Annotated in this window: 24 protein-coding genes; 6 read left to right on the plus strand and 18 right to left on the minus strand. The window is 60.4% G+C overall.

The features are described 5' to 3' along the window. Positions 1-3 precede the first annotated feature (3 nt). Genes smc through DXH95_RS11925 form a run of 4 tightly spaced genes read right to left on the minus strand, consistent with a single transcriptional unit; the run spans position 4 to position 5,504 of the window. The gene (smc, locus tag DXH95_RS11910; protein WP_115549754.1) at positions 4-3,432 is read right to left on the minus strand and encodes a chromosome segregation protein SMC; all 3,429 of its coding nucleotides are present in this window, start codon (positions 3,430-3,432) and stop codon (positions 4-6) included. 29 nt (positions 3,433-3,461) lie between these two features. Beyond that, the gene (locus DXH95_RS11915; protein ID WP_115549755.1) at positions 3,462-4,205 is read right to left on the minus strand and encodes a DsbA family protein; all 744 of its coding nucleotides are present in this window, start codon (positions 4,203-4,205) and stop codon (positions 3,462-3,464) included. Between the two features lie 27 nt (positions 4,206-4,232). Continuing rightward, a complete protein-coding gene (locus tag DXH95_RS11920) occupies positions 4,233-4,931 on the minus strand; it encodes a thioredoxin domain-containing protein (RefSeq protein WP_181883665.1) in 699 nt (232 codons plus the stop codon). Between the two features lie 33 nt (positions 4,932-4,964). Beyond that, complete coding sequence (locus tag DXH95_RS11925; protein WP_115549757.1) at positions 4,965-5,504, minus strand: DUF721 domain-containing protein; 540 nt, start codon at positions 5,502-5,504, stop codon at positions 4,965-4,967. A 21-nt stretch (positions 5,505-5,525) separates the two neighbouring features. Here DXH95_RS11925 and DXH95_RS11930 point away from each other — a divergent pair, with 21 nt between their 5' ends. The 4 genes from DXH95_RS11930 to DXH95_RS11945 are packed head-to-tail and all read left to right on the plus strand — an operon-like array spanning position 5,526 to position 9,450. After that, on the plus strand, positions 5,526-6,602 hold the full coding sequence (locus DXH95_RS11930; RefSeq protein WP_115549758.1) for an A/G-specific adenine glycosylase: 1,077 nt from the start codon (positions 5,526-5,528) through the stop codon (positions 6,600-6,602). 10 nt (positions 6,603-6,612) lie between these two features. Continuing rightward, complete coding sequence (locus DXH95_RS11935) at positions 6,613-7,896, plus strand: serine hydrolase domain-containing protein (RefSeq protein WP_239016632.1); 1,284 nt, start codon at positions 6,613-6,615, stop codon at positions 7,894-7,896. Between the two features lie 8 nt (positions 7,897-7,904). Then, a complete protein-coding gene (gene nudC, locus DXH95_RS11940) occupies positions 7,905-8,774 on the plus strand; it encodes an NAD(+) diphosphatase (protein ID WP_115549759.1) in 870 nt (289 codons plus the stop codon). A gap of 1 nt (position 8,775) precedes the next feature. Then, positions 8,776-9,450 (plus strand): DsbA family oxidoreductase, encoded by a 675-nt coding sequence (locus DXH95_RS11945; RefSeq protein WP_115549760.1) that lies wholly within the window; start codon positions 8,776-8,778, stop codon positions 9,448-9,450. On the opposite strand, the gene DXH95_RS11950 is transcribed toward DXH95_RS11945, so the two are convergent. The 14 genes from DXH95_RS11950 to flgB form a co-directional block, all read right to left on the minus strand. After that, positions 9,435-10,469, minus strand: a complete 1,035-nt coding sequence (locus DXH95_RS11950) for a sigma-54 interaction domain-containing protein (RefSeq protein ID WP_115550165.1) — start codon at positions 10,467-10,469, stop codon at positions 9,435-9,437. The two genes, DXH95_RS11945 and DXH95_RS11950, sit on opposite strands and share 16 nt — an antisense overlap. A 187-nt stretch (positions 10,470-10,656) precedes the next feature. Continuing rightward, the gene (locus DXH95_RS11955) at positions 10,657-11,508 is read right to left on the minus strand and encodes a flagellar motor protein MotB (protein ID WP_115549761.1); all 852 of its coding nucleotides are present in this window, start codon (positions 11,506-11,508) and stop codon (positions 10,657-10,659) included. After that, entirely contained in the window at positions 11,508-12,371 is an 864-nt protein-coding gene (gene motA, locus DXH95_RS11960; RefSeq protein WP_115549762.1) for a flagellar motor stator protein MotA, read from the minus strand. Before motA ends, DXH95_RS11955 begins: the two co-directional genes overlap by 1 nt. Before the next feature lie 69 nt (positions 12,372-12,440). Continuing rightward, on the minus strand, positions 12,441-13,271 hold the full coding sequence (locus DXH95_RS11965) for a flagellin N-terminal helical domain-containing protein (protein WP_115549763.1): 831 nt from the start codon (positions 13,269-13,271) through the stop codon (positions 12,441-12,443). A gap of 12 nt (positions 13,272-13,283) precedes the next feature. Further along, a complete protein-coding gene (gene flgK / locus DXH95_RS11970) occupies positions 13,284-14,612 on the minus strand; it encodes a flagellar hook-associated protein FlgK (RefSeq protein ID WP_115549764.1) in 1,329 nt (442 codons plus the stop codon). After that, on the minus strand, positions 14,609-14,881 hold the full coding sequence (locus DXH95_RS11975) for a rod-binding protein (RefSeq protein ID WP_115549765.1): 273 nt from the start codon (positions 14,879-14,881) through the stop codon (positions 14,609-14,611). The genes flgK and DXH95_RS11975 overlap by 4 nt, the downstream gene beginning before the upstream one ends. Further along, on the minus strand, positions 14,878-15,975 hold the full coding sequence (locus DXH95_RS11980) for a flagellar basal body P-ring protein FlgI (RefSeq protein WP_115549766.1): 1,098 nt from the start codon (positions 15,973-15,975) through the stop codon (positions 14,878-14,880). The genes DXH95_RS11975 and DXH95_RS11980 overlap by 4 nt, the downstream gene beginning before the upstream one ends. Then, a complete protein-coding gene (locus tag DXH95_RS11985) occupies positions 15,975-16,637 on the minus strand; it encodes a flagellar basal body L-ring protein FlgH (protein ID WP_115549767.1) in 663 nt (220 codons plus the stop codon). Before DXH95_RS11985 ends, DXH95_RS11980 begins: the two co-directional genes overlap by 1 nt. Continuing rightward, the gene (gene flgG, locus DXH95_RS11990; RefSeq protein WP_115549768.1) at positions 16,618-17,406 is read right to left on the minus strand and encodes a flagellar basal-body rod protein FlgG; all 789 of its coding nucleotides are present in this window, start codon (positions 17,404-17,406) and stop codon (positions 16,618-16,620) included. The genes DXH95_RS11985 and flgG overlap by 20 nt, the downstream gene beginning before the upstream one ends. Before the next feature lie 11 nt (positions 17,407-17,417). Continuing rightward, positions 17,418-18,161: a flagellar basal body rod protein FlgF gene (locus tag DXH95_RS11995; protein ID WP_115549769.1), complete on the minus strand. Its 744-nt coding sequence runs from the start codon at positions 18,159-18,161 to the stop codon at positions 17,418-17,420. A gap of 10 nt (positions 18,162-18,171) precedes the next feature. Then, the gene (locus DXH95_RS12000) at positions 18,172-18,999 is read right to left on the minus strand and encodes a flagellar hook-basal body complex protein (protein ID WP_115549770.1); all 828 of its coding nucleotides are present in this window, start codon (positions 18,997-18,999) and stop codon (positions 18,172-18,174) included. 14 nt (positions 19,000-19,013) lie between these two features. Further along, a complete protein-coding gene (locus DXH95_RS12005; protein WP_115549771.1) occupies positions 19,014-19,310 on the minus strand; it encodes a flagellar hook assembly protein FlgD in 297 nt (98 codons plus the stop codon). Continuing rightward, positions 19,307-19,717, minus strand: coding sequence for a flagellar basal body rod protein FlgC (gene flgC, locus DXH95_RS12010; protein WP_115549772.1), 411 nt, complete (start codon positions 19,715-19,717; stop codon positions 19,307-19,309). The genes DXH95_RS12005 and flgC overlap by 4 nt, the downstream gene beginning before the upstream one ends. After that, positions 19,714-20,049: a flagellar basal body rod protein FlgB gene (gene flgB / locus DXH95_RS12015; protein ID WP_115549773.1), complete on the minus strand. Its 336-nt coding sequence runs from the start codon at positions 20,047-20,049 to the stop codon at positions 19,714-19,716. The genes flgC and flgB overlap by 4 nt, the downstream gene beginning before the upstream one ends. Before the next feature lie 253 nt (positions 20,050-20,302). On the opposite strand from flgB, the gene DXH95_RS12020 reads away from it, so the two are divergent. Then, positions 20,303-20,758: a flagella basal body P-ring formation protein FlgA gene (locus DXH95_RS12020; RefSeq protein WP_181883666.1), complete on the plus strand. Its 456-nt coding sequence runs from the start codon at positions 20,303-20,305 to the stop codon at positions 20,756-20,758. A 74-nt stretch (positions 20,759-20,832) separates the two neighbouring features. Continuing rightward, a complete protein-coding gene (gene flgM / locus DXH95_RS12025) occupies positions 20,833-21,117 on the plus strand; it encodes a flagellar biosynthesis anti-sigma factor FlgM (RefSeq protein ID WP_115549775.1) in 285 nt (94 codons plus the stop codon).

Below are 21,117 nucleotides of genomic sequence, written 5' to 3' on the forward strand. Positions count from 1 at the left end.
GGGCTATTCCGCCGCCAGCAACTGCTCCGCACCGCCCAGGTCGACGCTGACAAGGCGCGAAACGCCCTGTTCGACCATCGTCACGCCGAAGAGGCGGTGCATGCGGCTCATCGTCACGGCGTTGTGGGTGACGATCAGATAGCGGGTGTCGGTCTCGCGCGTCATCGCGTCGAGCAGGTCGCAGAAGCGTTCGATATTGGCATCGTCGAGTGGCGCATCGACTTCGTCGAGCACGCAGATCGGCGCGGGGTTGGTGAGGAACAGACCAAAGATCAGCGCGACTGCGGTCAGCGCCTGTTCGCCGCCCGAAAGCAACGTCAGTGATTGCAGTTTCTTGCCGGGCGGTTGCGCAAAGATTTCGAGACCTGCCTCCAGCGGATCATCGCTGTCGATCAATGCGAGGTGCGCCTGTCCGCCGTTGAACAGCGTGGTGAACAGCCGCTGGAAATGCTGATCGACCGTTTCAAACGCAGCCAGCAAGCGGGTGCGACCTTCGCGGTTAAGGCTGCCAATCGAGCCGCGTAACCGGTTGATCGCCTGAGTCAGTTCCTCGCTTTCGCTTTGCCCCTTCTCGATTTCGGTCTCGAGTTCGACCAGTTCGTCGGCGGCGATCAGATTGACCGGGCCTATACGTTCGCGGTCGAACTGCAGCTTTTCGAGGCGGCTCGATTCCACCAAAGCGTCGCCGAGTTCGCTTTCCTCAAAGCCGTGCTTTTCAGGCAACAGCGGTGGCGGGCATTCGAAGCGTTCACCCGAAATCCCGGCCATTTCGCGGCGACGGGCATCTTGGTTCTCGGCGCGCGCCTCGGCCCCGGCGCGTTGTTCACGCGAGGAGGATACGGCTTCTGCAGCCGTAGCCAATTGGGCTTCGAGCGCCTTCAGCGAGGTTTCGCTCGCCTGCTCGGCAGCCTGTAGCGCGGCGAGTTTTTCGCCTACCGCCGCCTTGTCAGCTTCCAGCGTGGTCAGTTCGTGCGCGATGATATCGGGCTTGCCGATTATCGTTTCCAGCTCGCTCGCAATTTCAGCGCTGCGTTTGTTCATTTCGGCGATGCGCCGCTCGGCTTCGCCCGCACGTTCCTGCCAGCCGCGAATTTCGGCCTGCGCCACTGCACGCCGTTCCCGCTGCTGTGCGATTTTCTGGTCGAGGCCGGAAAGGTCGGCCTGCGCCCGCACGAACAATTGCCGTAGCGACTCTCCTTCGCTGGTCAGCGCGGCAACAAGTGCACGTTGCTGCTCACCGTCAGGCAGTTCGGCACGCGCCTTTTCGGCTGACTCAAATTCGAGTCGGGCTTGCGTGGCTTCCTGTTCGGCCAACTCGCTCCGCTCGGCCAGTGCCGTTGCCGCTTGTTGTGCGCGCGTCAGCGCGTCCTCGGCCCGGTCGGCATCGCGCAGCGCTTGCCGCAGCGCGCCTTCGGTTGCCGACTGTGCCGAAGCTACACGCCTTGCCTCATCCTGCGCCGCAACGATTCGCTCGCCGAGCGCATCGAGAACGGCGGCCTGTTCATTGGCTTTGGCCTCCGCTGCCGGAATGGCTTCGAGTAGAGCCTCCAACCGGTTCGCGCGCTCCAGCTGTTCGGCGGCCGCCGCACCATCATCCTCGGCAGCAAAGCCATCCCAGCGGCGCAGCTTGCCATCGCGGGTGACCAGTCGCTCGCCAATTTCAAGCATCGCGCCATCGTCTGTATCAACCACGCGCACCATGGCGAGGCGCAGCGCCAGTTCGCTGGGTGCCTCGACCACATCCGAGAGGCGTTCGCCCGATAATTTTGGTGGAACCGACGTGAAGCCCTGCCAGCGCCGTCCGATAACTCCGCCAACTGCTGCGTTCAGATCGTCGCCCAACGCCGCCGCCAGCGCGCGTTCATAGCCAGGCTTGACCTTGATGCGGTCGAGCGCACGATTGTCGCTGCTTTTGGAAGTTGCGCGTTCGAGAGCGTTCTTCTCACTTAGCAGGGCAGCCAGATCGGCCTTGGCACTGGCGAGAGCGCTTTGTGCGCCATCGCGTTCAGCAACCAGCGCTGCACGTGCGGTCTCGGCGGCTTCGATCGCCATCGCCTGCTGCTCAAGCTCGACCTGCAACCGCCCGGCCTCGTCGCGAGCTTTATCCCGCACCGTCGCCAGTTCGGCCTCGTCGCCGAGCGCTGACCTCTCTGCGTCGACCCGCGCCTTGTCCCGTTCGGCACGGTCGACGCGGGCTCGGGCATTGTTCAGTGCTGCCTCGGCAACCCGCAACTCGGCTTCGGCTCGTGCCTGCTCGGCCACTGCCTTGGCCAGTTTCACTTCGCCTTCACGCGTTGCGCGTTCGGAATCATCAAGTGCGCGGGTAAGCCGTGGTCGTTCTTCCTCGCTCGCCTTGATTGTCTCGGCTAGCGTTGCGGCTTCAGCCTGCAACCGCGCCAACGCCTCGGCGGCGTCATGGGTCAACTTGCCCTCGCGCGCGCCATCCTCTTCGATGCGGCGGCCTTGCGCGGTGAGGTCTGCCTGCCGTTGGATCAGCCGGTCGCGTTCACCGGTCAGTTGGATGAGCCGGTTCGATAGATCACTCGCTGCATCGCGTGCCGCCATCGCTGCAGCCCGGTCATCGGCCAGCTTGCGGACAGCATCCTGCTGCTGTTCGGCCAAAGCGCGCTGGCGGATCGAGGCTTCCTCGACCGCTTTGCCAGCTGCGTCGGCTTCCGCCTGTGCAGCTTCCGCCGATGCTTTGGCCTCTCGCCAGCGAACGAAGATCAGCCGTGCTTCGGCCTGCGTGATCTCGCCCGACAATTTGCGGTAACGCTCGGCCTGCCGCGCCTGTTTCTTCAGGCTTTGCGCGCGCGCATCCATATCGCCCAATATCGTCGACAGGCGATTGAGGTTGGTCTCTGCCGCACGCAATTTCTGCTCGGCATCTTTGCGGCGCACATGCAGGCCAGAAATCCCAGCCGCCTCTTCGAGCATCATGCGCCGTTCTTGCGGCTTGGCGGAAATGATTGAGCCGATTCGACCCTGACTGACCAGCGCAGGGCTGTGCGCACCGGTGGCAGCGTCAGCAAAGATCAGCGCGATATCCTTCGCACGCACATCGCGGCCATTGGCGCGATAGGCGCTGCCCGCGCCACGTTCGATCCGGCGGACGACTTCGAGTTCCTGATCGTCGTCATTGGCAATTACGCCGGGAATGTTTTCGTCTGGGCCATGTTCGGCGAGCAGCGTGACCTCAGCGAAATCGCGCGACGGGCGTTGCGCGGTGCCGGCGAAGATTACATCTTCCATCCCGCCGCCACGCATCGACTTGGGCGAGTTTTCGCCCATCACCCATCGGAGGGCCTCTAGCAGGTTCGATTTACCGCAACCATTGGGGCCGACCACACCGGTCAGCCCGGCCTCGATATGCAGCTCGGTTGGCTCAACAAAGCTTTTGAAGCCTGTCAGTTTGAGCCTTTTAATCCGCATGCTGCCCCCGCTACGCTGCCCCTAGCGGATCAGCGCGCGCCAGCCTCTTGCAGCTTGCCCTTGACCTGCGGCCACGCGGTCACGTCGAGGCGCGCGCCGTTGAGATAGAAGGTCGGCGTCCCCTGGATCGTGTATTTCTTGCCATATTCGGCGGTCAGGTCGGCCAGCTTTTGCATTTCGGCGGTGTCGGAGAGGCAGGCCTTGCTCTGGTCGCGCGAAACACCCCGCTGGGCGAAGAACTCAACGATACCCACGGCATCGGCCAAAGCAAAGAAGCGCTCGCCACCCTTCAGCGAAGTAATTTTCGCTTCCAGTGCCTTGTCGGTGCCAATCTTGTTGGCGTTTTCGAACAGCGTTTCCTGGAAACCCATGAATTGTTCGGTCAAAGGCAGCATCGCCTCATTCGCGCCGCAACGGGTGACCCGCGCCGCCATCAGGTCGAATTCATCGCGGACGAAATTGCGGAATTCGTAGGAAATCTTGCCATTGTTGATGAAATTGTCGTGCAGGTCGGAGCCCGAATCCTTCGCAAACTGCGCGCATACATGGCAGGTGAGCGAAGCATATTCGACCAGTTTGATTTTTGCATCGGGGTTGCCGATCAGATAGCCGCCTTCGGCCGTCTTGCTGACAACATCAATCCATTGCTTGCCAGCCGGTGGCGCGACGGCGGCTACCGGTTCGCCCTTGGGCGCTTCGCCAGTTTCGCTGCTACCACAGGATGCGAGGGCGAGCGCGGCGATGGAAGCGGTGAGGATTTTCAGACTGCGCATATTTGATGTCCTTTGCGTCGTTGAAATTCAGGGAGCGAGATGGGGTTTGATGGTTGCGAAGTCGTGACCTTCGATGACTTTGCCATTGACCAGCAGGGTCGGCGTCGAGTTGATTTTCAGTTTTTCGGTGGCTTCGTCGGTCATCGCAATGACGGTATTGAACGCTGCCTTGTCTGCAAGACAGACCTTGGCTTGGGCGGCGGTAACGCCGCGCTGTGCCATAACTTTGTCCAGTCCGAGCTCGGTGTAGGCACCCTGCATGAAGCCGACGATATTCTTCGCCTCCAAGAGGTCAATCGTTGCCTTGCTGAGCTTGCTACCATTAGCCCATTGCGCTTGCGTCGCCATTAACTGCCGGTGATTGCCGAAAAAGCGACCCTTGCCGCCGCAGCGCGCGAGCATCGCAGCGGTCAAATCCATCGGGTCGCGCACAAGATTGCGGATTTCAAAGCTGACCTTGCCGGATGCGACAAACTGGTTCTTGATTTGTGGGACGTCATCGATCTCGAAATGCGCGCAATGGCCGCAGGTGTAGCTCGCATATTCGACCAGCTTGGTCGGAGCAGCCGGGTTGCCAATGATGTGACTGCCCTTGGGCGTCAGGCTAAAGGTCTGCAGCCAGTTGCTCTTGGCAGGAGCCGCGACCAGTGCGCCACCGCCAAGTGCCGCAGCGACAGCGAAAAGGGTCAGCGATTTTTGGAATATAGTCGGGAATCGGGTGGCCATATCTGCCTCTGAATTAGACCGCCGCATCTGCATTCACTCGCCCTCTTTGGCAAGGCTTTTTGCCAGATTCTGGAGCACTGCCTGCAATTCCGGATCGGCAATTTCGCGAAGAGAGTCGCCCAGCTCTGTGGAGGGCGCGCGCAGGACAGGGGCTGCGCTGACTTTCGGCTTTGGTTCGGCGCGTTGCACCTGCCCCTGACGCATTTTCACCTTGGCAACCGCTTCATAGCCGAAGAAGCGATTCACCCGCTCGACAATTTCTGGAAGCACATGCTGGATCATCACCGCATGCGCGCCTTCCACCACCAGCTCCAGCGTGCCACCTGCCTTCTGGCCGGCGGGAAAGCGGATCATTTCGGGCGCGGAAAAATTGGCATAGCGCGGGCCGACAATCTCGTCCCAGCGGCTGACGATCGAGCTTTGCACAAAGCCAAAGCGGCGGAAAGCGGCACGCCCTATGTCAGGGACAAGGTCGGAAACCGCGCGTGCTTCGCCGCCCCGCCGCCGTTCAAAAACGGGCTTGGTGGCGGCCTTTGCCTTTTTGTGTGCGGGTGATGGCTTGCCTTCCTCCATGGCGCAGCTATCGCATTTTCGATGGTCGGCGTCCAACAACACACACAATATTCTGGGGATATCGCCAGCGCCTTGCTCGCATATTATGACCGGCATGCGCGTGACCTCCCCTGGCGTTCGCCGCCCGGAACGCCGCCACCCGATTCGTACCGTGTTTGGATGTCCGAAATCATGCTGCAACAGACGACTGTTGCGGCTGTCTTCAGCTATTTCGAAAAGTTCACCGAGAGGTGGCCGGATTTCGCCGCTTTGGCGTCGGCCGACGATGCCGACGTCATGGCGGCCTGGGCGGGGCTCGGCTATTACAGCCGGGTGCGTAACCTGATCAAATGCGCGCGCGTCGTTGTTACCGAATATGGCGGAGAACTGCCGGAAACGTCGGTCGAGCTTGCCAAACTTCCCGGCATCGGGGCCTATACCGCAGCTGCTATCGCCGCGATTGCCTTTGGCGAACGTGTCGCGGTGGTTGACGCCAATGTTGAGCGGGTGGTGGCGCGCCTGTTCGCCATAGAAACGCCGCTGCCTGCCGCCAAGCCGGAGATCCGGGTGGCGGTGAATGCGATCACGCCCGCCGACCGGCCCGGCGATTTCGCGCAGGCGATGATGGATCTCGGCGCCAGTCTCTGCTCGGTGCGCAACCCGCAATGCCTGATCTGCCCTTTGAAAATGCACTGTGCAGCGCAAAAAGCGGGCTTCGCCGAGACGCTACCCCGCAAGGCTGCCAAAAAAGCTAAGCCCGAACGCACCGGAATCGCCTTTTGGATCGAGCGTGATGGCCATGTTTGGCTGATACGTCGTCCGGATCATGGCATGCTCGGCGGGATGCGCAGCCTGCCCGATGATGGCTGGAATGCACGCGCCGATGGCGACTCGCTGCCCCCATTTGGCGCCGACTGGAGTCCTGTTGCAGGTGAAGTGGTTCATGTCTTCACCCATTTCCGCCTGACGCTGCGGCTTACCGCTACGGCAGCGCCAGTCGACGAAAGCTGCCTGCCGTCGGGCGAATGGTGGCCGCTGAAATCATTGGACAGCGCAGGTTTGCCAACCTTATTCAGCAAGGCCGCAAAACTTGCCATCAGAGCGAGAGAGAAATTTTAGAGGAGAGAGCATGTCCGTAGCACAAACAGCGTTGATGCAACCCAGCCGTCGCGGTTTCCTTTCGATGGCCGGGCTTGGCGCGATGGCGACTATGCTGCCGACACCTGCATGGAGTTTCCTCGCGCAGGAATATCCGACGCTCAAATCGCAGGTTGAGGGCTATGTTGCGGGCCGGAAGGCCTCGGGCGTCGTTGCTGCTATTGGCCATGGTCTGGGTGAATTGGAAGTGATAGCTGCGGGAACGCAGGCAATTGGCGATCCAACACCGGTCAACATCGACACGCTGTTCCGCATTTATTCGATGACCAAGCCGGTGGCGGGCATGGCAGCGATGATCCTGATCGGCGAAGGCAAGATGAAGCTGGATCAGCCGATCGCCGATTTTCTGCCCGAATTTTCCGAAATGCGCGTGCTGACCAGCCCCGAAACCAGCCTGGACTCGGTACCTGCGAAGACAAAGATTACCGTCCGCCATCTTCTGACGCACACGGCAGGCCTTGGATATTCGATCATCACTAAGGGGCCTTTGCTTAAGGCCTATATGGATAATGGCATCACCCCCGGACAGATCAGCCGCATGCCTATTCCCGGCTTCGAACCGGGTGCGCCGACCCCCGATTTGAAGACATTTTCGGAGCGGTTGGGCAAATTGCCGTTGATTGCAGAGCCGGGAACCAAATGGAGCTATTCGATCAGCCTCGATCTTTTGGGCCGGGTTATAGAGGTGGCGAGCGGGATGGAGTTCGACGCATTCCTTCAGACGCGGCTCTTCGATCCGCTCAAAATGACCAGCACTTATTTTCAGGTTCCGCAAAGCGAAGTGAAACGCTTTACCACCAACTATGCGGTGTTTGGCGGCGCGCTGATCCCCATCGATCCGGCGGCAACCAGCATCTATCTCGACAAACCCGCCTTTGCCTTTGGTGGCGCAGGACTGGTCTGCTCGGCGCGCGACTATGACCGCTTCCTCGCCATGCTGCTCAATGGCGGCAGCCTTGACGGTGCCGAAATCATGGCCCCCGAAACTGTTGCCTTGGGAATGTCGAACCTGTTGCCGGCCGGGGTCAGCACAGACGGCACCTTTGCAAATGGCGCTGATTTTGGCGCGGGCGGACGCGTTGGCAAAGGTGCGCAAAAGGGCATATTCGGTTGGGGCGGCGCAGCTGGAACTATCGCTTTTGTCGACACCAGTCGCAAGATTCGTGCGACCGGAATGCTGCAATATATGCCGTCGAATGCGCATGATTTTCAGGACAGGTTCGGCGAATGGCTCGTCGCCGATTTGCAGGGGTAAGATAGCTCATGAACCCAGGCTTCACCGGCTCCCCGCTCGACCGTGCAGATCGGCTGCGCAATGATGTCGAAGGCTTCAACGCTGCACTCAACGACTGGCGCGCGCGCGTTCTGGGGCTCGACGGGCTGGACCCGGTAGTGGCCAGCGAAGGCGGGCTCAAATGGGTGTCGATGGCCGAGATTGACGTTTCGGTCGAACTCATCCTGCTTGGCCTTGCCAATGGTAAACCGCATTTCGTGCCGCTGGTCGAAGGCGCGGGCGGCATGGCGCGATCGCCTGCGGTTTGGCGCGCGCTGTCGATGCTGCCTGCCGAGGATGCCGCCATTTACGGCACTGCTCGCAGCCTGATCGACTGGCACAACAACCATAAATATTGCGGCCGCTGTGGCGGTTCGACCAAGGTGTTTCGCGCTGGCTGGGGCCGCCAATGCACCGCCTGTGATGCCGAACATTTCCCGCGCACAGACCCGGTTGTGATCATGATCGCCGAATATGAGGGCAAGGCTCTGCTTGGCCGACAATCGGCATGGCCTACGGGCAATTATTCGGCGCTGGCAGGATTCCTTGAACCCGGCGAGAGTATCGAGGAAGCAGTGCGGCGCGAGATTATGGAAGAGGCCGGGATCAGCTGCGGCGCAGTGCGCTATGTTACCAGCCAGCCCTGGCCCTTTGGCGGATCGCAACTGATGATCGCCTGTGTGGCAGACGCCGATGGTGACCAGTTGACCATCGACTATAACGAGTTGGAAGACGCGATGTGGGTGACGAAGGAAGAGGCACGCGCCGCACTCGCCGATGCCCCCGACAAACGCTTTGGCGCACCGCCGCCCTTTGCGATTGCGCACACATTGTTGCGGCGTTGGGCGGAGGCAGATTGAGATGACGGCACAACCTCTTCGCATCGATATCGTTTCCGACGTCGTCTGCCCCTGGTGCATCATCGGTTACAAGCAGGTCGAAAAGGCGCTGACTTTACTACCAGAACCGGTCGCGGCCGAAATCCACTGGCACCCGTTCGAACTCAATCCCGACATGCCGCCTGAGGGCGAGGACGCGGGGCAGCATATTGCGCGCAAATACGGCCAGTCTGCCGATCAAACCAAAGCCGTGCGCGATCGCATCAAAGACACTGCTGCCGATCTCGGTTTCATCTTTGGCGACATGGGCGCACGGCGGCTATACAATACGTTTGACGCGCACAAATTGCTGACACGCGCCGGATCCCAACATGGCTGGAAAAAGCAGACCGAACTGAAGCTCGCGCTGTTTTCAACTTATTTCCAGCAGGGCAAGGATGTGAGCGATCGGGCCGTTCTATTGGATGTTGCTGAAAGCATAGGTCTCGACCGCGCCGCCTGTGAAGCATGGCTGGCCGACGAGGTGCTCGGGCGCGAAGTGCGCGGCGAGGAAAGCTATTGGATCAATGAGAATGTCGCTGGCGTGCCTGCTATCATTTTCGATGGCAAATATATGGTTCCCGGCGCGCAGAGTGCGGAGACCTTTGCGCAGGTGATTGGCAAGGTTCTGGCGAAGCGGGATCAGGCAACCGCCTGAACCCCATATTTGCGCATCTTCTCGATCAAAGTGGTGCGCTTCAACGTCAGCAACCGCGCGGCCTCCGAAACTATGCCATCGGCCAACTCCAACGCCATATTGATCCGTTTAAGTTCGATCGCCTCAATCTCCTGCCGCAAGTCGATCGGATGATCTTTGCAGGGCGCTGGTGATGCGGGAACAAAGGAAACCGGCGCAACCGCCACCCGCTCGCGGCGGCTTTCCAGCGGTGGTGCCGCGTTGGTGAGCAATAGGTCGACATCGTCCGCGCCCAATATCTCGCCGCCATAAAGCACGCCCGCCCGTTCGACGACATTGCGCAGTTCGCGGACATTTCCCGGCCAGTCATGCGCCATCAGCCGCTCGAGTGCGCTTTCATCAAAGTGCGCAATCACCCCAGACGGTTTACCTTTCTGGAAATGGCGGACCAGCAGCGGGATATCCTCGGCGCGCTCGGCCAGTGCGGGCACATGCACCAGCACCACGCCAAGCCGGAAGAACAGGTCTTGCCGGAAGCGGCCATCGGCGATCGCATGGTCCATGTCGCGGTGTGTTGCCGAGATGATCCGAACGTCGACCGGGGTGCCGCTGCTGCTGCCGACCCGGGTGACTACACGCTCCTCAAGCACGCGCAGCAGCTTGACCTGCATGTCGAACCGCATGTCGCCAATTTCGTCGAGGAACAGCGTGCCCTTGTGCGCATTTTCGAAATGGCCGGTTCGCCTGCTGTGCGCGCCGGTGAAGCTGCCCTTCTCATGCCCGAACAGCTCGGATTCGATCAGTTCGGCGGGGATCGCGCCGGTGTTGATTGCGACAAACGGGTTGGCGCTGCGATTACTGGCGGCGTGGATGGCCTGTGCGACAAGTTCCTTGCCCGACCCGGATGGCCCTGCAAGGAGCACCGACACATCCGACGCCGCCACACGAGCAATCATCGCCCGCAACCTTTGCACGGCGGGGCTGGTGCCAATCACCAAAGATGTGATGTCGCGTTCGATGTCTGTTGTGGAAACTGCCATTTCTGCCCCCGTTTTCGCGCCGCGTGGCGTTGATCCGATGGCCCGAAAATTGGCGATTGGGGTTAACAAATTCTTACCTGAGAAATTTCAAGCTATTGGTATTTAATAGATTTTAGTCCGGAATGGAGCGAGCCTTACCGACAGCTGCCGCTATGCGAGGGGACCCTTTCGCCAAAATGGAGCAACTTCATTCGCGTCCCCAGCCCAAGGTAATCGACATCCGCCGGTTGCGCGGGTCGAACCGGTTCTTGGGCACATAAGGTTCGCGATCCGCAACCCCTTCGATTCGCAAGAAGCGATCCGGCCCCACTCCCTTTTGCGCAAAGATCGCGCGGGTGATCTCGGCGCGCTCAGCCGACAGCTTCCAGTTGTTCATGCCCTGCCCGCGGGCATAAGGCGCGGCGTCGGTATGGCCGCGGATGATCAGGCCATTGGGCAGCTCGCGCACCAGCAGCGATACCTCGTCGAGCAAGCGCATCGCATCGGGCGTCATCTGGTTGGTGCCCGATACAAACATGCTGAAATCGGCTTCGTCGACCAGATCGATGCGCAGCCCCTCACGCGTTTCGGTGAAGCGGACATTTTTGGCGAGGCGGCGCAGCTCGCGGCTGGCCTGCATTTTCTTAGCGAGCGCCTGTTTCAGTTTCTCGAACCGCGCCTTGTCACGTTCCTTTCCCGACGCCTCCTTTCGCCCGCCTTTTGCGTCGCGAGGGATGGTGATCGCCTTGGTTCCGGTTTGCGCCGCGCGGTGCGGATAATGGTCCGCCGATACGATCGAATCCCCACCAAACATCCCGTTTGACCCTGCACTTTCCTGCTTGGTCTTGACCAGCGTGGGCGCGAAATAGTCGGCAAGTGCCTTGCGCTGCTTCTCAGTGGTCGCGCCCAGCAGCCACATCAGCAGGAAAAAGGCCATCATCGCGGTTACGAAATCGGCATAGGCGACCTTCCATGCACCGCCATGATGCGCGGCGTGCGGGGCCTCATACACCTTTTTGACGATGACGGGGCGGACGACCTGGTCGACGGTGGCAGCCATCAGCGCGCCCGCATTCCGTCAAACACCTCGGCAAAACTTGGCTGGTTCGAATGCTCGATGCCCGATCGCGCCGCCTCGATCACCAGCGGTTGGGGATGGCCGTGCAGCGAGGCGATGATGATCTGCTTTACCGTGTGATAGATCGCGGCGTCGCCTTCGATCACCTGCTTGGCGCGGTTGGCAAAGGGCCCGACCAGCCCGTAAGCGAGCAGCACGCCGAGGAAGGTTCCGACCAGCGCCGAACCGATCATCCCGCCCAGTATCTCCGGCGGTTTGTCGATCGAGCCCATGGTTTTGACGACGCCGAGCACTGCCGCAACAATACCGAGTGCAGGCAGGGCATCGGCGAGGTTTTGCAGGCCGTCGGCGGGTTTTATCGCGTGGTGATGGTGGTTCTTGATCGCATTATCCATCACCTCCTCGACCGCATGCGGATCAAGCGTGCCGGATGAGACGACCACCAGCCGCAGCGTATCGCAGATTAGGTGGATCAGCGTCTGGTCGGCAAGCAATTTGGGATATTCGGCGAAGAGCGCGGACTCTTTGGGGTTCTCGATATGCGGTTCGAGCGCGACCGGGCCTTCGCTGCGCAGCAGCTTCATCAGCTTGCCGACCAGCAGGATGCAATCGAGATAGTCCTGCTTGCCGAAACGTGGCCCCTTGAACACCTTGGTCAGGCCACCGCCGAGCGCCTTCAATTCCTTGCCCGAATTGCCAATAATCAGCGAGCCGATGGCGGCCCCGCCGATGATCAGCATTTCGTGCGGTAAAGCGTGCATCACCGGGCCAAGATTGCCGCCCGTCAGTGCAAAACCACCAAACACCATCGCGATCAGGACAAGGATACCGATAATCGCGAACATGCTTTGTGGCCTTCCGGTCTAGCGGGAGTTTATGGGTTTAACGGCGGGAAGCGGGGAAGATTGAGCGGGTCAGCCCAAAATATCGAACAATGTCCGCCGGTTGATGCGTGCGAAGGCTGCCTGTGCCGCCTCCAGTGTAATCGTTTGCGCGTTGAGTTTGGCGATGGCGCTCGTCAGGTCGGTGTCTTCAAGCGCAGAACGCTCGGCTTTGTTGGCAATCTTGCGCTCGGCTTGCAGCTCGGTCAGCCGTTCGAGCCGGGTGGCATTGATACCAATCTGCGCCTGGGCCGTCGCGATCTGGTCGATGGCTCCGTCCAGTGCAGTCATCGAGCTACCGATGCTTGCTGCATTACCGCTGGAAATGGCCGAAGCCGCATCGCGGACATGCTGTGCTGCCGATTGTCCACCGCTGTCAAACAGGGCGGCCCGTGACGGCACCGGGGCGAAAAGGGCGTCGCTGTCAAACCGTATCATGCGCGGAGCGCCAGTGGCGAACAACGGCTCGCCAAGGGTTGAGCTAGTCGACGCCAGACCGTCGAGTTCGTAGGCCAGCGCGGAAAGTTCGGTGGCAATCGCGTTGCGGTCTGCAGGGGCAAGCGTCTGGTTGGCCCCCGCGACGGTCAGTTCGCGCGCGCGGACGAGCAGGTCTGTGGCCGACTGGAGGACGCTATCGGCTTGCGCCGTCAAGGTTACGCCCAAATCCACATTCGCTTTCCATGCAACGCCATTCGCCTGGACCGTTTGAAGCGTCGATACGCGGTTGGCAGCGACGGGATCATCCGATGCGCGCTGAAGGCGTTTGCCAGTAGATACCTGGATCTGCGTTTGCGCAATATCCTGTGCCAGCCACGACTGGCGGGCGATTTCGCGGGTCATGCGGTTACCGGTGGCGTTGATCATGGCTCTGGTCCGTCAGAATATGTTGAGAATGGATTGCATCGTCTCGCGCGCTACCTGCACGGTGCGTGCGGCAGCCTCATAGGCTTGCTGGAAACGGAGGAGTTCGGCGGCTTCGCGATCGAGATCAACTTCGCCGACCATATCGCGCGCGGCAAAGGCCCCATCCCGGCGCGATGAAGCAGCGGCATCCTGCGCGCGCGCACTGGCGGCTTGTTGCGCCTGCAGGGCGACCAAGGCAGCCCAGCCAGCCTCTACTCCCGAAGCCCCGCGAAGATTGGCAAGCTGGAGCGCGTTGCCATTGCTGGAACCGGCATCGGCCGCAGCAACAGCATCAGATGCCAGCGCGAGGACCGAAAGCGTTGCTGCCGAAGTTCCGGAAAGGAGGGCAGCGCCCGGATTGCCGTTGGCATCTAGGCCTGCCTGGTGCCAGCCATTGAGTTCGCTCGCCAGCTGCATGGCCAAGGCGTCGAGTTTCGAACGTTGCATAGCGATATGCGCCGCACCTTGGGCCAATCCGGCAAGACTGCCGTTGGTTGGTGCCAGCGCTCCGCCAGGCGTCACCGCATAAGCCAGTTGGCCGTTGCTCATGACCGAAACCGAAAATGTCGCCACTGTCCCGTTAGCGACCAACGGAATGCCGCCATCGCTCGTAGTGAGCGTCACCGCTCCGCGCGCATCGAAACTGGTGGTAACCGGTAGTGCCGACGAAATCCGGTCGAGCAACCGGTCGCGTTCATCGAGCAACGTCGCTTCATTTGTTGAACCCGCACGGGCACGACGAAGGCCGAGATTGACTTTTTCGAGCGCGGCCAGATCGGTGTTGAGCGCATCGACAGAGCCACTTGCCGATTGCGCGACGCCATTGGCCGCGCTGGATAGCGCGCTGGCTGTGCGACGGAATGCCGCGGCGCTATCGTCCACTGACTGCAGGAATTGCGCGCGCAATGTGGTATTGGCCGGGTCAGCTGCGAGCTGGTCGGCGGTCGTAAAGATGCGGGTCAGGCTTTGACCAATTCCACCGATTCCGTCGTCGAGCGCCCTTTCAGTAGCATCGATTGCGCCCAGCCGCGCACTGCTGCGATCGGCTTCACCCGATGCCGTGCGGGCATCCTCGATCAGCCATGGGTCGACCGAGCGACGGACGCCTGCTGCCTCGACGCCGCCAGGGCGAATGCTGTTGCGTGAAAGGACAATGTCGCCGGCTGCCGGAGCTTCGCGCAGTTCGATGGTTCGACGCGCGTAGCCGGGGGTCTGGGCGTTCGCAATATTGTCGCCGACGGTGGCCAAGGCGCGCGAATATGCGCGCAGCCCCGATGCGCCGATGTTGAGGAGGTCGCTCATTTGGCCTCACCTTGTAACTGCCGCTCAATCATCGCGGCGATGCCGATAGCCCCGCGTTGTGCGAGGGCGTCCGCCGTCCGGGCATCGGCGAGTTCGCGATAGGTCGAATTTGCCGATGAACCATAAATGTCATCGGCCAATGCACCTTTGCGCATTTCACCGATCAGCTGGCGGAGCATGACAGCTTCAAACGCAATAGCGGCTTTACGCAACTCCGGATTGACCGGAGCTGCGCTGGGGGGATGGCTCGATGAAACAGGCTGAATCATATGATTACCAATTCTGCTGTCAGCGCGCCCGCCTGGTCGAGCGCTTCAAGAATAGCGACCAGATCGCCCGGCGGCACGCCGATGCGGTTGATCGCGGCCACAATTTCGGAGAGGTTTGCGCCGCCTTTGATCAGGAAGGCGGGATTGGCGGTCTCCTCAACCTTGATGTCGCTCGCTTGCTCGACGGCGGTTTCGCCGCGGCTGAACGGAGCGGGTTGAACAATGGTCGGGGCTTCATCCACTTTCAGTGTCAGTTTCCCATGGGTCACTGCTGCGGCACCCACGCGAACCGCGCCGTTGATGACGACGGTGCCGGTGCGGGCGTTTACGATTACGCGCGCGCGGGGTTGCGCGGCATCGATGTTAAGGCCTTCGATCAAAGCAATCATCCGGGTGCGGGCGTTGCCGCCCTGTGCCGCGCGAATCTGAACCGTGGCCCCGTCCAGCACCGTGGCCGTTCCGGAACCAAAGGTCTTGTCGATGGCATCTGCAATCCGGCCGGCATTGGTTGCATCAAACTGGTGCAGGTTGAACAGCAGATGCTCACCCGCGGTAAAGCCGGTGTCGATCGAACGCTCAACTGTCGCTCCACCCTCAATGCGTCCGGCTGAGGGAATGTTGATCGATAGTTTTGAGCCATCTGCGGCGTCAACACCGAGGCCGCCGACGACCAGATTGCCCTGCGCCATCGCGTAGATACGGCCGTCGGCCCCATAAAGCGGCGCCATCACCAGCGTGCCGCCGCGTAAGGATTTCGCTTTGCCCATGGCGGAAACGGTGATGTCGAGCCGCTGGCCCGGCTTGGCAAATGGCGGCAGTTCGGCCGTTACCAAAACAGCGGCGGCGTTTTTCAGGCTGGGGTTCACCCCCGTCGGGATCGTCAGGCCAAAGCGCGAGACAGCACCCTGCACGCCCTGCGTTGCGTAGATCAGGCTATCGTCGCCGGTGCCCGCAAGGCCGACGACAATGCCATAGCCCGTCAGCTGGTTCGCGCGCAGCCCCTGGAATTGGCCGAGGTCTTTCACCCGCTCAGCATTCACCGGCGCGGAAAATAGTGCGGCCATGGCGGCGAACAGGCAAAACAGTCGCTCCATCAGAACGGACTTATCTTGGAGAAGAAGCGCTGCAGCCAACCTTGCTTACTAGCGCGGGCGATCTCGCCCTTGCCGGTGTAGCGGATTTGCGCATCGGCGACCCGGCTCGAAAGAATTCGGTTATCTGCGGAGATATCGGCAGAGCGAATGAGTCCTGAAAACTGCACGCGATCATCGCCGCGATTGAGCGTCAGCGTCTTCTCGCCCCGAACGAGCATGGTTCCGTTGGGATAGACGGCGGTGATCGTCACACTGATCTCTCCGTTCAAAGCGCTGGTCTGGGCTGCTTCACCCTTTCCTTTGAACGACTGATCGCCGCCCATATTTATATCGGTGGGAGAAAAGAGGCCGAGTGGACCGGTGACAGGTGGGGTTAGCCCGACCGAGCCATTGCGCCCTGTACTGGCGCTGTTGCCCTTATTTGCCGAGATACGCTCGATAAGCTGGATGGTCACAATATCGCCAATCGCACCGGCCCTATTTCCAGACGTCAGCGGCGTATAGCCATCACCTTGGAAGATTGCGCCGTTGGACACAGGGTCCGGCCGAGGTGCCGGAGCCGTTGCCGCAAAAGCATCTACGGGGACCTTGTCCTTGGCGACCGCCGGGGAGCACATGGCCAGCGCGATAATGGCAGCCAGCTTAGAGATTCTGCGAAGCATTGCGCATCATTTCGTCTGCCGCCTGGATCATCTTCGAATTGACCTCATAGGCGCGCTGGGTTTCGATCATGTCGACCAGTTCCTCGACAACATTCACGTTTGAGCTTTCGAGCGCGCCGCTGCGCAGCGTGCCGCGGCCTTCAATACCAGCGGCGCCAACCTGCGGCGCACCCGAAGCGGCAGTTTCGACCAGCAGATTGTTACCGATGGCCTGCAACCCCGAAGGATTGACGAAGCGCGCGGTTTCGATCTGGCCCAGCGCCACTGCCTCGGCCTGCCCCGGAACAGCGGCGGAAACGGTACCGTCGGCGGCGATGGCTATCGCGCTCGCGCCATCGGGTATCTGGATTTGCGGCTGGATGGGCATGCCGTCCGGTGTAACAATTGTGCCTTCCGCCGACAGGCTGAAATTGCCGGCTCTGGTATAGCCAATGCGGCCATCGGGCATTTCGACCTGAAAAAATCCAGCGCCCTCGATGGCGACGTCGAGGCCATTGCCTGTGGTCGATACGGTTCCCGGCAGGTCTATTCGTGCCGTGCCGGTCATCTGTACTCCGGTGCCAAGGTTGAAACCGACCGCATAGAGATTCTGCGACGAGGAGGGCGCGCCCGGAGTCAGCATCGCCTGATAGGCCAGCGTCTCGAAATTCGCCCGGTCACGTTTGAACCCCGTGGTGTTCACGTTGGCGAGGTTATTCGCGATCACCTGCATGCGGAAATTCTGCGCGTCGAGCCCCGTACGGGCGACATGTAGAGCGCCGATACCCATAAACTATCTCCTTATTGCGGAAGCTGCATCAGCTCTGCGGTCGCGGCGTCGAGGTCGCGGGCATCGCCGATCATCTTGAGTTGCACGTCCCAACTGCGGCTCGCCTCGATCATTTCGGTGAGCGCCAGCGTGGCGTTGACATTGGAGCCTTCGAGCGCGCCGCTTTTGACGCGAGCCTCGAGGTCTTCAGGCAGTATGCCGCCATCGGGAACGCGGAACAGGCCGTCGAGGCCCTTCAACACGGGTGAGCCAACCGGGCTGGCCAATTTCAGTTTGGCAACCTCCTGTGGCAATTGTGGATCGCCGCCTTGCGGCACAATCCACACCCGGCCTTCGCGATCAATGCGCAAGCTGTCGGCAGGCGGTAATATCACTGGGCCTTGCGTGCCGAGCACCGGATGTCCATCGCCTGTGGTCAACAGCCCGCTTTCGGCAAGTTGGAGATCACCGCGCTTGGTATAGGCTTCCTCACCATTAGGGGTCTGTACGCCGAGCAGCGCATTGCCTTCGATGGCAATATCGAGATCGCGTCCAGTGGAAATCACTGTCCCGGCGCGCATATCGGCGCCGATCACTTCTTCGCTGGTGACCGCCCGGCCATCGACTTGCGGCCCGCGCAGCCATAGCGCCTGCGCCTCCGCCAATTCGGCACGAAAGCCGGGCGTCGAGACATTGGCGAGGTTGTTCGCCGTCGCTGTCTGCCGCGCCTGTGCGCCTCGAAGGGCTGTAAGGCTTGTGTAGATCAGGCGGTCCATCGGTCAGCCCTTATCGGATGCTGACAATCGCCTGCGTCATGTTCGACGCGGTTTCGATCGCCTTGGCATTGGCCTGGAAATTGCGTTGCGCGGAAATCAGCGCGACCAGTTCTTCGGTCACATCGACATTGGCCCGTTCCAGCGCGCCCGAGCGGATGGTACCGAGAGGGCCGTTGGTGGCGGCGTCGATTGCGGGCGGGCCGCTGTCGCCGGTCGATTGCCAATGTGCGTCGCCTACCGGCCGCAGGCCTTCCTGTGCGGTGAAGCTTGCCATCGCGACCTTGCCGAGCACTTCGTCAGAGCCGTCGGCATAAGTCGCCGTTACCAGCCCGTCGATCCCGATCGAGACATTGGCTAGTGCAACCGTTGGACTACCCGGAGCATTGGCGGGCAGAACGAAATCAAATGCGTCCGCCAATGTGTTGCCGGTGACATTGCCGCTCGCGTCAACAGGCAGCAGCTGAAGCGTCGAGCCGATGGTATCGACCACCTGCCGGTTGGCATTCACCTGAAAGGCGCCATTGCGGGTATAGGTCACAGTGGCCCTTGGGGGATCGCCGCGACTGACGAAAAAGCCTTCCCCCGCAATGGCAAGGTCGAGCGTCTTGTCGGTTCCTTCGAGTGTACCCTGGGTAAACTGCTGGACAACCGCGTTCAATCGCGTCCCTTGCCCGGCAACCATCTTCGTGGTTTGCGTAGGTGCACTGGCGAACAGGTCGCCAAATTGTGCGCGGCTTTTCTTGAAACCAGTTGAGCCGACATTGGCGAGGTTATTGGATATCACCGACAAGTCGGTTTGTGCGCCTTTCAGGCCGGATAGTGACGTATAAAAGGACATCTATTTTCTCCCTGTCAGGATGCGGGCAGCGTCTCTGCGCGAATGTCGGTGAGCAATTGGGTCTGCACCTTGATCTGATCGGCGATTGATTTGAGCGAAGTGCTCATCTCGGAAATTCCAGCAACGCTTGAAAATTGCGCCATTTGCGCGACCATTGCCTGGTTATCGACGGGATCAAACGGGTCCTGGTGTTTGAGTTGGGTTGTCATCAGTTGCAGGAAATCACTCTGCCCAAGTTTCTTTTCGGCAGTGCCCTTGGGCATTACCGGCATGTTGCGGGCATTGGTTGGCTGGATTGCGGTCATCGTCATTGTCCCAGTCTGAGGGTTTCGGAAATCAGGCCCTTTGCGGTCGAAAGCACCTGCACATTGTTTTGATACTGGCGCGCGGTCTCGACCATCTCGACGAGCTCGGTCGCACTATCGACCGCTGCTTCCCAGACATTGCCGTCTTTGTCGGCGAGGGGATGCGAGGGGTCGTGGCGTTTGGTAGGTGTAGAGTTTGCTTGCGTCACTTGGTCCACGGCAACGGTTGCGGTGCCGGCCTCGCCCATGATCGTACGGAACACAGGCTTCATCGCGCGATAGGCGCCGGCTTCGCTGCCGGATACCGATCCGGCATTGGCAAGATTTGAGGCGGTGGTGTTCAGCCGTACCAATTGCGCCGCCATGGCGCGGCCACTGATGTCGAAAAGGGAGAGAGAATTGGCCATGCTCATTCGCCTTTCAGTGCACGCGACAATGTGCCGATGCGACCGTTGAGAAAAGCGAGGCTCGATCGATAGGCGAGGGCGTTCTCTGCGAAAGCGGTCTGCTCGGTCACCATTTCCACGGTGTTGCCATCGAGGGATGGCTGGAGCGGAACGCGATAGGAGATCGCGCTTTCTGCCGATTGGCCTCGTTCGGCCAGCGCCAGCGCCTTTGAAAAATCAATATCCCGCGCCTTGTAATTGGGCGTTGCGGCATTGGCGATGTTGGAAGCGAGTACATCCATACGCAGCGCCCGCACCTGTAGCGTCTTTGCATGTATCCCGAACAAATTGTCAGACATGTGGACTGCTCCTGTCGTTCAATCGCCAAAGCGGCGGACCGGCGAGAAGGAGCAATACGTGTGCCAGGTGGAATAAATATATATAATACAATGTAGTATGCTTTGCGGGCTTTCCTCGAATGGTCGCCAAAGCGTGAAGCTGTCTGGATTTTGACAGGGCATGTCGGCGACGGGATAATTCTGACGCACGCCACCGACTGGCACGTCCGTTGCTATTCAACTTTCGAAAATGCGGCCTTTGAAAGGATTTAATATGCTTGTTCATTTTGCCTTGCTGGGCCTGAGCGCGACGCCAGCGACGACCGAAAATCTGGACCAGCTGGAGCAGCGTATTGAAATCGAAACAGGTGCAAAACCTGTCGCTATCGACCGTCGGCTTAAGCTTTCCAGCTGTCCGCGCCCGCCGCATTTGAGCAATGAAACCTCTTCATCCCTGCTTGTTCAGTGCGACGAGGTCGGATGGAAACTGCGTGTGTTGCTACGAAATATGTCGCCGCTGGTGGGTAAACAAACGCTTGCCACGCCTGCAGTCAGAAAGGGCGAGACCGTGGTGCTGGAGGTTGTGGGTCAAGGCTTTGCGATCCGGCGCGAAGCGATTGTACTGGAGGATGCGCTAGCAGGTGCGTCGGTGCGCATCCGGCTGCAAAATGGTGGTCCGATTTTGGTCGCCACGGCAACCGACTCCGGCAAGGTCACACTCATCCCCTAAAATCGAAGTGCCGGCGACCGTTAAACTGCTTGTGAAGCTGCTCGTGCGGGCGGCACGAACAAGAAAGTGGTGTCATGGTTGGTCCGGTCACATTTCGCCCTCAAGCGATTCCCGTCGAACGAAAGACGCCGCCTGATGGTGCAAGTCGTCCTGTTAGCCAGCAGGTGTCGGCTGGCCAAAAGCTCTCGCCACAGTTGTCCACTTCGCGCCTAGCCGATTTGGCAAGGGATTTGGCAGAGGCGGGTCCGCCTGTGGATCACGCTCGCATAGCCCGATTGCGGCAGGCAATTGCTCAAGGCAGTTATGAGGTTGATGCCGGACGGATTGCCGATGCTTTGCTGCGGCAACTGACTGTCTGA

Source organism: Sphingorhabdus pulchriflava (assembly GCF_003367235.1).
Taxonomy (GTDB): Bacteria; Pseudomonadota; Alphaproteobacteria; order Sphingomonadales; family Sphingomonadaceae; genus Sphingorhabdus_B; species Sphingorhabdus_B pulchriflava.